General features: G+C 62.0%; 10 protein-coding genes. 3 read left to right on the top strand and 7 right to left on the bottom strand.

The window, feature by feature from the left end:
• Nucleotides 1–167 precede the first annotated feature (167 nt).
• Complete coding sequence (locus ACP39K_RS15190; protein ID WP_368908264.1) at nt 168–1,082, bottom strand: LysR family transcriptional regulator; 915 nt, start codon at nt 1,080–1,082, stop codon at nt 168–170.
• Nucleotides 1,083–1,187: 105 nt separating this feature from the next.
• On the opposite strand from ACP39K_RS15190, the gene ACP39K_RS15185 reads away from it, so the two are divergent.
• The gene (locus tag ACP39K_RS15185; RefSeq protein WP_497008631.1) at nt 1,188–1,712 is read left to right on the top strand and encodes an NAD(P)H-dependent oxidoreductase; all 525 of its coding nucleotides are present in this window, start codon (nt 1,188–1,190) and stop codon (nt 1,710–1,712) included.
• A 28-nt stretch (nt 1,713–1,740) separates the two neighbouring features.
• Here ACP39K_RS15185 and treC read toward each other — a convergent pair whose 3' ends face one another.
• The 3 genes from treC to treR form a co-directional block, all read right to left on the bottom strand.
• Nucleotides 1,741–3,405, bottom strand: coding sequence for an alpha,alpha-phosphotrehalase (treC, locus tag ACP39K_RS15180; protein ID WP_261267631.1), 1,665 nt, complete (start codon nt 3,403–3,405; stop codon nt 1,741–1,743).
• A 269-nt stretch (nt 3,406–3,674) separates the two neighbouring features.
• The gene (treB, locus tag ACP39K_RS15175) at nt 3,675–5,090 is read right to left on the bottom strand and encodes a PTS trehalose transporter subunit IIBC (RefSeq protein WP_097102885.1); all 1,416 of its coding nucleotides are present in this window, start codon (nt 5,088–5,090) and stop codon (nt 3,675–3,677) included.
• A 137-nt stretch (nt 5,091–5,227) separates the two neighbouring features.
• On the bottom strand, nt 5,228–6,175 hold the full coding sequence (gene treR / locus ACP39K_RS15170) for a trehalose operon repressor TreR (protein ID WP_016929286.1): 948 nt from the start codon (nt 6,173–6,175) through the stop codon (nt 5,228–5,230).
• A 424-nt stretch (nt 6,176–6,599) separates the two neighbouring features.
• On the opposite strand from treR, the gene mgtA reads away from it, so the two are divergent.
• Together mgtA and ACP39K_RS15160 are read left to right on the top strand one after the other, a co-directional pair.
• Entirely contained in the window at nt 6,600–9,308 is a 2,709-nt protein-coding gene (gene mgtA, locus ACP39K_RS15165; protein WP_497008630.1) for a magnesium-translocating P-type ATPase, read from the top strand.
• Between the two features lie 267 nt (nt 9,309–9,575).
• Entirely contained in the window at nt 9,576–11,966 is a 2,391-nt protein-coding gene (locus tag ACP39K_RS15160) for a beta-N-acetylhexosaminidase (protein WP_251684369.1), read from the top strand.
• Nucleotides 11,967–12,002: 36 nt separating this feature from the next.
• Here the strand turns inward: ACP39K_RS15160 and ACP39K_RS15155 are convergent, their stop codons facing one another.
• From ACP39K_RS15155 to pyrI, 3 genes are all read right to left on the bottom strand, one after another.
• The gene (locus ACP39K_RS15155) at nt 12,003–14,981 is read right to left on the bottom strand and encodes a non-ribosomal peptide synthetase (RefSeq protein ID WP_033638872.1); all 2,979 of its coding nucleotides are present in this window, start codon (nt 14,979–14,981) and stop codon (nt 12,003–12,005) included.
• 204 nt (nt 14,982–15,185) lie between these two features.
• On the bottom strand, nt 15,186–15,572 hold the full coding sequence (ridA, locus tag ACP39K_RS15150) for a 2-iminobutanoate/2-iminopropanoate deaminase (protein WP_004933379.1): 387 nt from the start codon (nt 15,570–15,572) through the stop codon (nt 15,186–15,188).
• A 98-nt stretch (nt 15,573–15,670) separates the two neighbouring features.
• On the bottom strand, nt 15,671–16,135 hold the full coding sequence (gene pyrI, locus ACP39K_RS15145) for an aspartate carbamoyltransferase regulatory subunit (protein ID WP_004933377.1): 465 nt from the start codon (nt 16,133–16,135) through the stop codon (nt 15,671–15,673).
• Nucleotides 16,136–16,145 lie beyond the last annotated feature (10 nt).

Here is a 16,145-nt window from a genome sequence, read left to right as displayed (position 1 = left end):
AGGGCAAAGCCGCAGCGCGCAAGGGCTGTGGCGGCGTGTGGATGATTTTGTGGATAACTACTATATATAGGTGTTCGCAATTCTTAATGCACTATATATAGATATTGGCGCGATTCTTTTGATGTAGAACAAGGAAAACGGAAGAGCGTGCGCAAGCTGAACAGACGTCAATCGCCGGTTGGCCGATCGCGAAAATGTTCCAGCAGAAAATCGACCCAAACGCGCACCCGCGGCGGCAGATCCGCCGAGGCGTAATAGAGCCACAGCTGCACCGGGCGCGGCCAGCATTCCGCCAGCACCGGCCGCAGCGTGCCCTGTTCGAAGTGTTTCTCTACGTACCAGTGCGCCAGGTTGACGATGCCCAGCCCGGCCAGCGCCGCATCCAGCAACATCTCCGGGCGGCTGACCACCAGGCGGCCGTTCAGATCCAGCGCCAGCGTTTCGCCTTTATGGCGCAACTGCCATTTGACGTGGCGGCCGTTGGCCGGGTTACGGTGCAGCAGGCAGTCGTGCCGCAGCAGATCGTGCGGCGTTTGTGGTTCACCGCGTCGCGCCAGATAGTCGGGCGACGCCGCCAGCACCATATGCATCGGGTAGAGTGGGCGGGCCACCAGCCGACTGTCGGGATCGACCCGGCTGCCGATGCCGACGTCGAAACCTTCGCCCACCAGATTCACCACCCGGGCGTCCAGCGACAGATCGAGATCGATCTGCGGGTAGCGCGCCAGAAATTGCGGGATCAACGGCATCAGCATCCTGCGGCCGAAGCCGGGGATCATCGTGACGCGTACCACTCCGGCAGGCGCCTGCCGTTCGCCGCCGGCGCTTTCCAGCGTCGCCGCCAACGCCTGCCACAGCGGCGCCACCTGCGCCAGCAGCGCTTTGCCCTCGTCAGTCAGCAGTACGTTGTGGGTGTTGCGCTGAAACAGCCGCAGCGCCAGCTTCTCTTCCAGCGCGCGGATGTTTTTGCTGACCGCCGCCGGCGTCACGCCCAGCTGGCGGGCGGCGGCGGAGAAATTTTGCGCCTGCGCGGCGGCGAGGAAGGCCGGCAACAGGCGATGCACGTCAAAGGGCAGCGACATCGTGGTTGATACTTTCGGTTGAAATTGAAGTGACCTCTAACAGCCTACACCCGCAGCGGCGGAAATGGAAAAATGCCCTCATCTTCTTATGACCGAGGAATCGTTATGTCACGCATTTTAGTGTTAACCGCCCACCGCACCCCCGACGAGTCACGCATCAACAAAGCGCTGATCGCGGCGCTGCGTCCGTTGCCAAACGTGACCGTTCACGAACTGATCCGCGCGTACCCGGATTACCGCATCGACGTGGCGCGCGAGCAGGAACTGCTGCAGAGCCATGATGCGGTAGTGATGTTGTTCCCGTTTTATTGGTACAGCTCGCCGGCGATCCTCAGCGAATGGCAGGATGCGGTATTAACCTACGGTTTCGCCTACGGCAGCGAAGGCACCCAACTGCATGGCAAGCCGCTGCAGCTGGTGGTGAGCACCGGCGGCAACGCGCAGGCCTATACGGCGGAAGGGTATAACCGTTATCCGGTGCAGGATCTGCTGCTGCCGTTCCACGCCATGGCCAACCTGACCGGCATGGATTACCTGCCGCCGCATCTGGTGCAGGGCGTGAGCGACATGAGCGATGAGCAGTTGACGCAAGAGGCCGCCGGGGTGGCGGCGCTGCTGGGGAAATGGTAGGGCGCAGCGCTCGCCGCGCCCTGTGGGGTTAGTCTTCGAGCAGCCACCACACCGCTTCGAACGGCCGCAGCGTCAGCGCCTGCGGCTGATCCGCTGAGTCGCTGTAGTTGCTCATCAGCGGGCGCCACTGCGCGGAGGCTTCCACGCCTTCCGCCGCCCAGGCCTGTGGCTCGCGGCTCAGGTTGGCCGCCACCAGCAGGCGCTGGCCGTTCCAGCTGCGCTGATAGCACCACAGCGCCGGGTGTTCCGGCGCCAGATCCTGATAGTCGCCGTGGGTCAGCAGCGGATACTGCTTGCGCAGGGTGATCAGCTGGCGGTAGGCGTAAAACACCGAGTCGAGGTCGGCCAGCGCCGCTTCGGCGTTGATCTGCGGGTAGTTCTCGGCGCAGCCGATCCACGGCGTGCCGGTGGTGAAGCCGGCGTGCGGCGCGGCGCTCCATTGCATCGGCGTACGGCCGTTGTCGCGCGATTTGTCGGCCAGGATTGCCAGCAGTTCGGCGTCGCTGCGGCCCTGGGCGCGCAGTTCGGCGTACATGTTCAGGCTTTCCACGTCGCGATACTGCTCGATGGCGCGGAAGCCGGGGTTGGTCATGCCGATCTCTTCACCCTGGTAGATATAAGGCGTGCCCTGCATGCCGTGCAGCACCATCGCCAGCATTTTGGCGGCCGGCGCCCGCAGTGCGCCTTCATCGCCGAAGCGCGACACGATGCGCGGCTGATCGTGGTTACACCAGAACAGCGCGTTCCAGGCGCGGTTATGCATCCCTTGCTGCCAGTGGCGGAAGATCTGCTTCAGTTCCACGTAATCCGGCGCCGCCCGCGTCCATTTTTCGCCGCCGGCGTAGTCCACCTTCAGGTGGTGGAAGTTGAAGGTCATCGACAGCTCTTCGCCGCTCTGCGCCGCGTACTGCTGGCAATGCTCAAGCGTGGTGGAAGACATCTCGCCCACCGTCATCAGGCCGCGCGGCTGAAACACCTCGCGGCTCATCTCCTGCAGGAACTCGTGAATGCGCGGGCCGTCGGTGTAGAAGCGGCGGCCGTCGCCCTGGCTGTCGGACGGGAAGTCCTGCTGTTTGGACACCAGGTTGATCACGTCGAGGCGCAGGCCGTCGACGCCTTTATCCGCCCAGAACTGACACACTTTCTTCAACTCTTCGCGCACCGGCGGGTGTTCCCAGTTGAGATCCGCCTGCTCGGCGGCGAACAGGTGCAGGTAGTACTGGCCGCTGTCGGCGTGCCACTGCCAGGCGTTGCCGCCGAACTTGGAGCGCCAGTTGTTCGGCGGCGTATCGCCTTCGCCGTCGCGCCAGACGTAGAACTGACGATACGGGCTGTGGCGATCCTGCGCGGCCTTGAACCACGGATGCTCGGTCGAGGTGTGGTTGAACACCATGTCCATCACGATGCGGATGCCGCGCTGGTGGGCGGCGGCGACCAGCTGCTCGAAGTCCGCCATCGTGCCGTAAGCCGGATCGATGGCGCAGTAGTCCGCCACGTCATAGCCGTTGTCCACCTGCGGCGATACGTAGACCGGCGTCAGCCAGATGGCGTCGACGCCCAGCTCCTGTAGATAGTCCAGCCGCCGGGTCACGCCGGCCAAATCGCCGTAGCCGTTGCCGGTGCTGTCCTGAAAACTCTTCGGATAAATTTGGTAGATGACGCCGTTCTGCCACCAGGGGGTTGGGTTGCTCATAGCTGTATACCTTTGAATCGTGACAACGGGCCCGTACCCTTCATCTTTCAAACTGCAGCGTTGTTGGCTGCTGGCGCTGCACCCCAGTCACTTACTTGAGTAAGCTCCTGGGGATTACGAGCCTCGTCCGGAGGCTCGCCCTTTGGGCCAGCGCAGGCGCTGTTCAAATCGGTTCCCGACCGATTTGTTGCACCCTTGCCGCCTAGCTGCAGCTCGAAAGCTATAGGGTATTTCCAGCCTCTACATTCATGTTGCGTATTTTGCGTCAATTAAACCGGCAGCTCGCCGCGGGCGGCCTTGCGTTTGTAGACCATGATGGTCAGCACCAGCGGGATGACGATCGCCACCAGAATCGCCAGCGAATAAATCAGCCAGAACTGCGGCTTGATAGACAGGATGCCCGGCAGGCCGCCGACGCCGATGCCGTTGGCCATCACGCCGTCCAGGCCGCAGATAAGGCCCGCGATCGCGGAGCCGATCATCGCGCACAGCATCGGGAAGCGGTATTTGAGGTTGATGCCGTACATCGCCGGTTCGGTCACGCCGAGGTAGGCGGAGATCGCCGCCGGCACCGAGATTTCACGCTCGTTGGCCTTGCGGCTGATGATGATGATGCCGAGCACCGCCGAGGCCTGCGCGATGTTGGACAGCGCAATCAGCGGCCACACCGGGGTGCCGCCCATGCTCTGGATCATCTGCATGTCGATAGCCAGCGTGGTCTGGTGCACGCCGGTGATCACCAGCGGCGCATACAGGAAGCCGAACAGCGCGGCGCCCACCGGTGCAAAGCTGCCGGTCATCACCGCTTTCACCGCCCAGGCGACGCCGTCGCCGATCATGCGGCCGAACGGCCCGATCAGCGCGTGCGCCAGGAACACCGCCAGCAGCAGCGAAACCACCGGCACCACCACCAGATAGAGATAGTCGGGGACGATCTTTTTCAGCCGGGTTTCGATCCAGCCCAGCGCCATGCCCGCCAGGATCGACGGGATCACCTGCGCCTGATAACCCACTTTCTGGATCACGAACCAGCCGAAGTTCCACACTTCCGGCGTTTGCTGGCCGAGCAGGTAGGAGTTCATCAGCTGCGGCGACACCAGGGTGACGCCCAGCACGATGCCGAGCACCGGCGTGCCGCCCATCTTTTTCACCGTCGACCAGCAGATGGCCACTGGCAGGAACATGAAGATCGCTTCACCGAGCAGCCACAGGAAGTCGTAAACGGTTTTCCACGCCGGGTGCATCTGCGCCAGCGTTTGGCCGCCGGACATCGGGATGTCGCCGATCACGTTGCGGAAGCCGAGGATCAGACCGCCGCTGATCAGCGCCGGCAGCAGCGGGAAGAAGATTTCGGCGAAGTGGGAGATGGTGCGCTCGGTCCAGGTCATGTTCTGGCGCGCGGCCACCTTGGCCTGTTCCTTGTCGGCCTCGTTGACGCCGGTGCTGGCGATCAGCGCCTGATAGTAGTCGCCGACGTCGGTGCCGATCACCACCTGGAACTGCCCGGCGTTGGTGAAGCACCCTTTGACCATCGGCAGCGCTTCGATCTCTTTCGGTTTCGCCTTGTTGGGATCGTTGAGGACGAAACGCAGCCGGGTAATGCAATGGCTGACGGTGGCGATGTTCTCGCGGCCGCCGACCAAAACAATCAGGCGATCAATATCCTGCTGTTTTACTTTGCTCATTATGGGATACCTGCAGAGGTGTTGACTGAGTAATGATCAAAGCTTAGCCACTCGGCTTTTTGAATGAAATGGGAACGTTCCCGGTTTGGGGCGAGGATCACAAAATGACAAAAAATGGTCAACTTCTAAGCAGGTCGTCAGGAAAGTTTGCTGGGCACCACCAAGCGGCGGATCCCCTGTTCGCCGCTGAGCTGCGCCAGCAGCTGCTGCGCCGCCAGCAGGCCGGCGCTGCCGTAGCCGAACTCCACCGACAGGGTGTCGGGGAACAGGAAGCTGAGCAGCGGGGTGTTGCCGATGGCGCACACTTGAATGGCGCGCGCCGGCTGCTGCTGCAGGTACTTGATCGCCCCCAGGGCGATGCTGTCGGAGGCGCAGATCAGCGCGCTGGTATGCGCATCGATCACTTCGGCGGCGTGCTGGAAACCGCTCTGGTAGCTCAGCTCGCCCAGCGTGGCGCGCGGCGTGAGCGTGAGGCGTTCACAGGCGTCGAGATAGGCCTGATAGCGGCGCTGGCCGGTGGTGGCGTCGCTGAGCTGCACCCCCAGATAGCCAATATGCCGATGCCCTTGTTGATACAGGCGATCCATCAACAGGTTCACCGCGCCGGCGTCGTCATAGCAGACGGACGAGAAGCCGTCGTATTCGCGCACCATCACCACCATTTTTTCCTGCCACGGCTTGAGCATCGCCGCGGTCAGGCCGGTGAAGCCGAACAGGATCACGCCGTCGACGTTGCGCTGATGCAGTACGTGCAGATGCTCCTGCACCAGGCGGGTTTCGAACTGGCTCTCCATCACGATCGGATCGAAGCCCTGCTGGTACAGCAGCGGCAGCATGGTGCGCACCGCCTGGTTCTCCGACGGCGAATCGAGACGAGAAACGATGATGCCCACCACTTTGTCGCTCTGGCCGCGCATGGCGCGCGCCGACTTGGAGGGGGTAAACCCTTGCTGACGGATCACCGCTTCCACCCGTTCACGGGTTTGCGGGCTCACGCTGCCTTCATTGTTCAACACGCGTGAGACGGTGGATTTGCCTACGCCGCTCAGGCGTGCGATGTCCTTGATGGTCAGCCGGTTTTGCATGGTTTACTTTTCGTTGAAGTGGACAGGCGTAACATAACGGCCTGTAAAACAATGCCCGTCAGCATAGCTCATTTTCCTACGGGGATCTTGATGCAAAACGGGATTGTTGCACTGCGCTGAACGGCCGCTCCTGCCGCTCTGTTTTTCCCTTTACCGGAGGTTATACCCCATATGGACCCCGACCCGACTGCTTTAGACACTCACTCGGTTCTCCGGTAAAACCTCTCCGCCTGGCGCTGCTGTTTTACCGGTGAAGTACATCACGGTAACCGGTAGCGCGCGCTTCGTCGTTCGCTCCTGCTGCTGAAAAAAATAATAAGGATCTGCGTTGGCAGAGGCTTTTTGGCGCACCCGCCATCCGCCCGGCCGATGACGATCCCCGTTTACCCGCTGCCGTGAGGCACCGGGCGACGAGGTGCGAACCATGAAATTGAAAAAACTCCCCCGTCAGCTGCTGGGCCTGTTCGCCCGCGGCCTCCCGCGCCGTTTGGTGCGCCGCGACAGCCTGCTGGACGGCGTCAGCGGCGCTGCGCGCGATATGCCGGCCGGCCTGGCGCAGCAGCGGCTGGCATGCGCCGCCGCAGAGACGATGCAGCTGTTTGAGCGTTTCCACAGCCACCCGGAAGGCATCACCGCCCATGAGGCAGAACAGGTTCGCCGGCGCTGTGGCGAGAACGTCATCGACGATCAGCAGAAAGAGGCCTGGTGGCAGCACCTGTGGCACTGCTACCGCAACCCGTTCAACCTGCTGCTGACCGCGCTCGGCATGATCTCTTACGCTACCGAGGATCTCACTGGCGCCTTGGTGATCGCGCTGATGGTGCTGATCTCCACGTTGCTGAACTTCATCCAGGAGGCGCGCTCCAACCGGGCGGCCGATGCGCTGAAGGCGATGGTGAGCAACACCGCCACGGTGATCCGCAGCGACGCACTCACCGGCAAGAGCGAACACGTGGAGCTGCCGATCGCGCAGCTGGTGCCGGGTGACATCATCAAGCTGGCGGCCGGCGACATGATCCCGGCGGATCTGCGGCTGCTGTCGGCCAAGGATCTGTTCATCAGCCAGGCGGCGCTGACCGGCGAATCGCTGCCGGTGGAGAAATCCGCGGCGCCGCAGGCGCTGGCGGCCGATCCGCTCGACTGCCGGAACCTGTGCTTCATGGGCACCAACGTGGTCAGCGGCACCGCGCTGGCGATGGTGATCGGCACCGGCGGCGGCACCTACTTCGGCCAGTTGGCGCAGCGCGTCACCAGCCAGGATGAGCAGCCGAACGCCTTCCAGAGCGGCATCAGCAAGGTCAGTTGGCTGCTGATCCGCTTTATGCTGGTGATGACGCCGATCGTGTTGCTGATCAACGGCTACACCAAGGGCGACTGGTGGGAGGCGGCGCTGTTCGCGCTGTCGGTGGCGGTCGGGCTGACGCCGGAGATGCTGCCGATGATCGTCACCTCGACGCTGGCCAAAGGGGCGGTGAAACTGTCGCGCCAGAAGGTGATCGTCAAACGGCTGGACGCCATCCAGAACTTCGGCGCGATGGACATTCTGTGCACCGACAAGACCGGCACCCTGACCCAGGACAAGATCGTGCTGGAGCGCCATACCGATGCGTTCGGCGCCGGCAGCGAGCGGGTGCTGCGCTACGCCTGGCTGAACAGCTTCTACCAGACCGGGCTGAAAAACCTGCTCGACGTGGCGGTGCTGAGCTGCGCGGAGCAGAACCGGCAGCCGGAGGCGCTGCAAAACTACCGCAAGGTGGATGAGATCCCGTTCGACTTCGTGCGCCGCCGCATGTCGGTGGTGGTGGCCAAAGACAACGAGTATCACGAGCTGGTGTGCAAGGGCGCGCTGGAAGAGATGCTGGCGATTTGCAGCCACGTGCGCCACGAAGACGAGGTGATCCCGCTGAGCGAGGCGCTGCTGGCGCGCATTCGCCGCATCACCGACGATCTCAATCAACAGGGGCTGCGGGTGGTAGCAGTGGCCAACAAGATCCTGCCGGCGCAAACCCATGAATACGGCGTGGCGGACGAGTCGGATCTGATCCTCGAAGGCTACGTCGCCTTCCTCGATCCGCCGAAGGAAAGCACCGCACCGGCGCTGGCGGCGCTGAAACAGAACGGCGTCACGGTGAAGATCCTCACCGGCGACAACGAGCTGGTGGCCGCCAAAGTGTGCCGTGACGTCGGGCTCGAGGCCGATCACCTGCTGCGCGGCAGCGAGATCGAGCAGATGGGCGACGAGCAGCTGGCGCAGGCGGCGGCGCGCACCACGGTGTTCGCCAAGCTGACGCCGCTGCACAAAGAGCGCATCGTCAAACTGCTGCGCCGCCAGGGGCACGTGGTGGGCTTTATGGGCGACGGCATCAATGACGCGCCGGCGCTGCGCGCGGCCGATATCGGCATCTCCGTCGATTCGGCGGTGGACATCGCCAAGGAAGCGGCGGACATCATCCTGCTGGAAAAAAGCCTGATGGTGCTGGAGCAGGGGGTGATCGAAGGGCGCCGCACCTTCGCCAACATGCTGAAATACATCAAGATGACCGCCAGCTCCAACTTCGGCAACGTGTTCAGCGTGCTGATCGCCAGCGCCTTCCTGCCGTTTCTGCCGATGCTGCCGCTGCACCTGCTGATTCAGAACCTGATGTACGACATCTCGCAGATCGCCATCCCGTTCGATAACGTCGACGACGATCAAATCACTCAGCCGCAGCGCTGGAACTCCGCCGATCTGGGGCGGTTTATGGTGTTCTTTGGGCCGATCAGTTCAATTTTCGACGTGCTGACCTTCAGCCTGATGTGGTGGGTATTCAAGGCCAACACGCCGGAAATGCAGACGCTGTTCCAGTCCGGCTGGTTCGTGGAAGGGCTGCTGTCGCAGACGCTGATCGTGCACATGATCCGCACGCGCAAAATTCCGTTTATCCAGAGCCGCCCGTCCTGGCCGCTGTGCATCATGACGCTGGCGGTGATCGCCACCGGCATCGGCCTGGTGTTCTCACCGCTGGCCGGCTTCCTGCAGTTGCAGGCGCTGCCGCTCGGCTACTTCCCGTGGCTGGTGCTGATCCTCGCCGGTTACATGGTGCTGACCCAGTGCGTGAAAGGCTGGTTCGTGCGCCGCTACGGCTGGCAATAACTCGTTCGCCCCCTCCGGCCGGGAGGGGGCAACTGTGATCCCGTCCGCTTTTTCACCGCAACGGTTGGACATCTGTTCTGTGCTGAGTCTTTATCTACAGCGTTGGCTGTTTTCCCCTGCGCCTTTCAAGCCACCGCGTTGTTGGCTGTACGCCCGCCCCCCAGTGACTTAGCAGACCTAAGCACCTGGGGATGCGGGCGCTTGCCGCCTAGCGGTGGTTTGAAATTCATTGGGGATATTTTGTTTTTTTCCTCTGAGGAATTTCCGATGCACAGACCTTTCCGTTATACGCTACTGGCTTCATCGTTATGGTTTTCTTGCGGCGCGCTGGCGCAGCCGGCTGGCGATCTGCCGCTGATGCCCTGGCCGCAGCAGGTGGAAGTGACGCAACCGGCGGGCAAACTGATTTTGGATCACCGGCTGTCGTTAAGCCTCCAGGGTGACGAACTGGGTGACGCGCTGCCGCGCTGGCGCCAGCGCATCGAGTTGCAGACCGGCTGGACGCTGGCGCCGAGGGAGGAAGCAAACGGCGCGGCGATCAAGGTGGTGATCAAGGATCGGGTGGCGGCGCAGCCGCTGCCGGGCAGCGATGAGAGTTACCGGCTGGTGGTCACGCCGCAGGGCGCCACGCTGACCGCCAACACCCGCTTCGGCGCGCTGCGCGGCATGGAGACCCTGCTGCAACTGCTGCAGACCGACGGGCAAAACACCTTCCTGCCGCTGGTGGATATTCGCGACGTGCCGCGTTTTCCGTGGCGCGGCGTGCTGCTGGATTCGGCGCGCCATTTCCTGCCGCTGCCGGACATTTTGCGCCAGCTCGACGGCATGGCGGCGGCCAAGCTCAACGTATTCCACTGGCACCTGACCGACGATCAGGGCTGGCGCTTCGCCTCCGAGCATTACCCCAAATTGCAGCAGCAGGCCAGCGACGGCCTGTTTTACACCCGTGAGCAAATGCGGCAGGTGGTGGCTTACGCCACGGCGCGCGGCATTCGCGTGGTGCCGGAGATCGACATGCCGGGGCACGCCTCCAGCATCGCGGTGGCCTATCCCAACCTGATGAGCGCGCCGGGGCCGTATCGGATGGAGCGCGAGTGGGGCGTGCATAAGCCGACGCTCGATCCGACCCGCGACGAGGTGTATCAGTTTGTCGATACGATCGTCGGCGAGCTGGCGGCGATCTTCCCCGATCCTTATCTGCACATCGGCGGCGACGAAGTGGACGCCAGCCAGTGGCGGGCGTCGCCGTCGATTCAGGCGTTTATGCAGCAGAACGGGCTGGCGGATACCCATGCGCTGCAGGCCTACTTCAACCAGAAGCTGGAAAAGATCCTCGAAAAGCACCAGCGGCAGATGGTCGGCTGGGATGAGATCTACCACCCGTTGCTGCCGCGTTCGATCGTTATTCAATCCTGGCAGGGGCAAGACTCGCTGGGCGCCAGCGCGCAGGACGGCTATCAGGGCATTCTCTCCACCGGTTTCTATCTCGATCAGCCACAAAGCACCGCCTATCACTACCGCAATGAAATTCTGCCGCAGCCGCTGGGGGTCGAGACGGCGGTGCAGCCCGGCGAGCAGGCGCAAAGCTGGCGTTTCAGCATGCCGCGCCTGAAGGGCAGCGCGGTGGAGGGCAGCTTCACGCTGATCGAGGGCAAGCAGGGCTGGCGCGGCTTTATCGATTTCAACGGCAAGTCGCGCCGCGCGGTGCACGACATCGTCTGGCGCACGCCGCAGCAGGTGACGTTCCGCGTCGATACCTGGATGGGCGACACACGGCCGGTGTTTACGCTGCAACAGGACAAGCTCAGCGGCTATACGTTGGTCGGCAACGTGCGTTACCCCACCCAGGGCGACAAACTGGCGGCGGCGCCGGCGGGCAAGATGCCGGTGGTACCGGATGAGAAGGGGCAGGCCAACATTCTCGGCGGGGAAGCGGCGCTGTGGGCGGAAAACGTGCGCGCGCCGCTGATCGATCTTAAGCTGTGGCCGCGCGCCTTTGCGGTGGCGGAGCGGCTGTGGTCGGCGCAGGACGTCACCGATGAGAACAACATGTACCGGCGGCTGGCGGCGATCGACGCCTGGTCGGTGGTGTCGGTCGGCCTGCAGCAGCACGCGGAAACGGCGCGCGAATTCACCCGGCTGAGCAACAGCGTGCAGATCGTGCCGCTGCAGATCCTGGCCGAGGCGGTGGAACCGGCGCACTATTACACCCGCCAGCATCTGAAGTTCCAGGCCGGCAACTATCACCAGTTCGAACCGCTGAACCGCTTCGCCGATGCGCTGCCGCCGGAGAGCGAGGCGGTGCGCGCCATGCATGCCCAGGTCGCGGCCTTGCTGAAGGATAAGCGCGATAAGGCGGCGGCGCAGGCGCTGCGCGAACGGCTGCAGCGCTGGCAGGCGAACGGCGCGGCGCTGCGGACGGCGATCGCGGGCAACCGCACGCTGCGCGATCTGGCGCCGGTGGCGCAGGACGTGGATGCCCTGGCCGCATTAGGGTTAACGCTGCTGGAACGCCATCAGCAGGGCAAACCGCTGAGCCGAGCCGAGGCCGAACAAGCGCAGCGCCGGCTGGATGCGGCGGCGCAGACGCGCGACGAAGTGGTGATTGCCGCGGTGTACCCGCTGGAGGCGCTGCTGCGGGGGCTTAAAACGGAGTGAGGGTGACGGGGCTCGGCCAGTTGAGCCCCGGTTTTGTTACGCCTGTAGCGACAGCGGCGCATACCCGATGGCGTGCTGCAGGTAATTCAGCAGCAGCTGGCGGGTGAAGCGCGGCTCATCGATACCGCTGCCCTGCAGGAAGCGTTGCAGGTTGCTGCAGTCCCACCGATAGGTGTCTTGATAGAGCTCCACCGTCGATAGCTCGTCAACCATAGGATCCTTGAACAGGCTGAGCAGCGGGTACAGCGGCGCGTCGCTGTCGTTTTCCCATTGTGCCCGCCACTGTGCGAAGGGCACGGGACGAAAACGATAACCGAACTCGCGCTCCAGCAGGCTGAAAAACTCACGTAGCGTCAGATTATTGTCACCTTGATGGATCAGGTTGAATTTCTGCCCCAGCGCCTGCGGATTGCGAGAGACGTGGGCGATGGCCCGGGTCATGTAATCCACCGTGGTCAACCCTTCGCGCATATCCCGTAAATCCGGCACCGTGCCGCTGCTGATGCAGGTTTTCACCAGCCGTCCCCACCATTGATAATCGGCGTTGACGCCGGTACGGCTGTGGCAGGTGGCGTAGCCCAGGCGGAAGGTCATCAGCGGCAGGCCTTGCGCCGCCGCCAAATCGGCGATTTTCTCCATCACCCATTTGCTGCGCACGTAGCCAATATCGCGGCTGACCGCCGGCAGGTTTTGGTCGATATCGTCGCTTTCCCGCATCACCCGCTTGCCGGTGTGCAGATGCCCCCAGCTGTATACGGAGATGGTCGACAGCAGCATCAGCGGCTTGGTGCGGCTATGCGCCGCGAAGCGAATGATTTCCCGCAGGCCCTGCACGTTGTCGCGCTTCATGTAGGCGTAAGGCTGGATAAAATTCACCGCGCTGGCCGAATGGTAAATCAGATCGATATCTCGGCTTAACGCCCTGTAGGCCGCCGGCGTCAGCGAAAAGTCGTGTTTCGCTACGTTGCCAGGCACGATATGAATGCGCGCATGCTGGCTGGCGTTCAGCGCGATCCGGTAGCGCTGCAGCACCGCCTCCAGCCGCTGTCTCGGCGGCAGTTTGGCGCCGTCGCGCACCAGACAGTACAGCTCGGCGTCGGTGGTGCGCAGCAGATCGGCCAACAGATGCGCGCCGACGAAGCCGGTGGCGCCGGTCAGCAAAATGGCGCGCGGCGCGCTGATTTGCCGCGGAGCGAACGTCGGATCGATGACGAGATCCGACGGCAAATACACATCATCCTGCAAGGCACGCGCTTCGCCTTGCCGCTGTGTCGGTTGCCGGTCTCTGCGTTGTGCCAGTGCCTGCGCCAGGGCGCCCAGAGTGGGATATTCATAGATGTCGTGCACCGACGTCTCGACGGCAAATGCCTCGGCCAGCGCTGCCATCAGTTTGGCCGCCAACAGCGAATGGCCGCCCAGCGAGAAAAAATTATCGTCGGTTGCGGGCTGTTCCACTTTCAGCAACGAACGCCAGAGATCGGCGACGATGCGCTGATCGGCGGTCAGCGGCTGCGCAACGCCGGCGCTGACCGGTTGGTAATGCGCCAACAGAGCCGCTTTGTCGATTTTGCCGTTGTTGTTCAGCGGCATGTGTTGCAGTAAACGATAATCGGCGGGCAGAAATGCGGTGGGCAGCGTTTCTTTCAGTTTCTGTCGGACGCGTGCGATCACGTTTTCGCCGTCACACTCCGCGATCAGAAACGCCACGATTTTCTTGCTCAGCGGATCATCTGCCATCGCCACGACGGCCACCGCTTTACGGATGCCCGCAACCTGCAGCATGGCGTTTTCGATTTCGCCCAGTTCAATGCGATTGCCGCGGATTTTGACCTGATCGTCGATACGGCCCAGATATTGAATGCGGCCATCCGCCAGCCAACGAGCCCGATCGCCGCTGCGGTATAGGCGCAATCCGGCGAAGTGAGGCGGGGTGATGAAGCGCTCGGCGGTCAACGCCGGATTGTTCAGGTAGCCGCGGGCCAGACAGCGGCCGCTGATATACAGCTCGCCGGGGCGATCGCCGATCACGGGCTGCAGTCGGTCATCGAGGATGAAGATTTCGGTATCGCCGATGGGCCGCCCAATGCTGGCGGGCGGGTTTTGCGTGGCGCAAGCCACCCGGTTGCAGGTGGCGAATATGGTGGCTTCCGTCGGGCCGTAGTAATCGATCAATGCATAATCGATGCCGCGAAGATCGACCGGATGAAGTTTCTCCCCTGAGCTGAACAGATACCGCAGCGCCAGATTGGCCGGTTGCGGCGCGCCGACCACTTCGGCGACCAGTACGGCGGGCAGGCTGGCGTGGGTAATGCCCTGTTCGGCAAAGTAGGCCAGCAGGACTTCCGGCTGCAGGCGAGCGTCTTCCGGGGGCAGATACAATGTGCCGCCGCTGGTCAGAGGCGACCAGATCTCCCATTGCGCGACGTCGAAACTCAAGCCGGCGATCAGCGTAGAACGACTTTCGGCATCCATGACGAATTGCTTGTTATGCCAGAGAATTAAATGCAGCAGCGACTGATGTTCTATCAGCACACCTTTCGGTTTGCCGGTGGTGCCTGAAGTGAAAATGAGATAAACGATGGCATCGGGAGACGGAGAAATTAACGTTATATTCTCCTGCGGAGAAATTGATATATTATCAATATAAATAATATCCTCGCTGAAGTTATTTTCCGAAAGCGCTATCGTCGCATTGCTGGCGAGTATTAAAGGGGAACCGCTTTGCGTAACGATATCCTGTATTCTTTTTTCCGGGTAACGGGCGTCGATGGGAATATAGCCTGCGCCGGCTTTGACGATCGCCAACAAACCGATCAGCATTTCCGGCGTGCGCAGCGTAACGAGCGGCACATAGCTGCCGGGCGCCACGCCCCGCCGTAGTAACAGCGCGCACAGTGCGCTGCTGGCTTCATCCAATTGACGGTAGGTCAGGCGCTTATTATCGCCGACGACGGCAAGTTTTTCCGGATAACGGGAAACTTGTTGGATAAAATAATCCAATACGCTAGGTGCCATGGTTATCTCCTGTCATTATTCACGAAGTGAACGAAATGAAACAGCAATGACCCGGCCGGGTGAAAAACAATTATAGGCGTATTTTTATTGTGGAATTGTAAATGTGAGCAATATTGCGCTATCGCTATAAATTAATTGGATTAATAAAATTCTTACCAATAAAAACGGCCAGCCGAAGCTGACCGTGATTCGCGTGTGTGTCGATTAACGACGCACGGCGATGGCTTCGATTTCGATCTTCACGTCTTTCGGCAGACGCGCCACTTCTACGCAGGAGCGGGCCGGGAACGGCGCGCTGTGCTCGGTGAAGAAGGCTTCGTACGCGGCGTTGACGGTGGCGAAGTCGTTCAGGTCTTTCACGAATACGGTGGTTTTCACGATGTCGGCAACGATCAGGCCGGCGGCTTCGACGATCGCCTTGACGTTTTCCAGCGACTGGCGCGCCTGTGCGGCGACGTCGTCGGCGACGGCGCCGGTTTTCGGATCGACCGGGATCTGGCCGGAAGTGATGATCATGCTGCCCAGATCAACGCCCTGCACGTAAGGACCAATGGCTGCCGGGGCGAGTTCAGTGCTGATGTTACGTGACATGTTTTCTCCTGATAAACGAGGATTGTTCTATCCAGAAATCCCATTATAGGGCGTCACCGGGAGAATGACAGCGCCATCTCCCGGCGCCCATGCCGGGCTTAGTCCGCCTGCAACACCACCTGATGCTCGAACTCTTTTTCGCAGTAGCGGCATTTCAGGTGCACTTCGCCGCCGCGCGATTTGACGCTGAAGCTCGACGCCACCGGCTCGCTGCGGCTGATGCAGTTGCCGTTCGGGCAGGTCAGCACGCCGTCGATGTGGTCCGGCAGGCTGAGGGTCAGCTTGCGCACCACTTCATAGTTGTCGATGCGGTTTACCGTGGCCTTCGGCGCGTACATCGCCAGTTGGTTGGCCTGCTGCTCGGTCAGGAAGGTGTTCTCGATCTTGATCAGATCCTTGCGGCCCAGTTCGTTGGAGGGCAGGTTCAGGCCGATGGTGATGCGCTGGTCGGTGGCGGTCAGCTTGAACAGCGTCAGCAGTTTGAAACCGATCTGCGCCGGAATGTGGTCGATCACCGTGCCGCATTTGATCGCTTCGACCTGCAGTTTGTTGTCATGAGTCATGGCGGTTCCC

It is taken from the genome of Serratia sp. EC4 (assembly GCF_059652115.1).
This window is presented reverse-complemented; position numbering and strand designations above follow the sequence as displayed.

Coding starts and splice junctions, on each gene's coding strand:
- ACP39K_RS15190 (WP_368908264.1), bottom strand. CDS start 1,082: ATGTCGCTGCCCTTTGACGTGCATCGCCTGTTGCCGGCCTTCCTCGCC.
- ACP39K_RS15185 (WP_497008631.1), top strand. CDS start 1,188: ATGTCACGCATTTTAGTGTTAACCGCCCACCGCACCCCCGACGAGTCA.
- treC (WP_261267631.1), bottom strand. CDS start 3,405: ATGAGCAACCCAACCCCCTGGTGGCAGAACGGCGTCATCTACCAAATT.
- treB (WP_097102885.1), bottom strand. CDS start 5,090: ATGAGCAAAGTAAAACAGCAGGATATTGATCGCCTGATTGTTTTGGTC.
- treR (WP_016929286.1), bottom strand. CDS start 6,175: ATGCAAAACCGGCTGACCATCAAGGACATCGCACGCCTGAGCGGCGTA.
- mgtA (WP_497008630.1), top strand. CDS start 6,600: ATGAAATTGAAAAAACTCCCCCGTCAGCTGCTGGGCCTGTTCGCCCGC.
- ACP39K_RS15160 (WP_251684369.1), top strand. CDS start 9,576: ATGCACAGACCTTTCCGTTATACGCTACTGGCTTCATCGTTATGGTTT.
- ACP39K_RS15155 (WP_033638872.1), bottom strand. CDS start 14,981: ATGGCACCTAGCGTATTGGATTATTTTATCCAACAAGTTTCCCGTTAT.
- ridA (WP_004933379.1), bottom strand. CDS start 15,572: ATGTCACGTAACATCAGCACTGAACTCGCCCCGGCAGCCATTGGTCCT.
- pyrI (WP_004933377.1), bottom strand. CDS start 16,135: ATGACTCATGACAACAAACTGCAGGTCGAAGCGATCAAATGCGGCACG.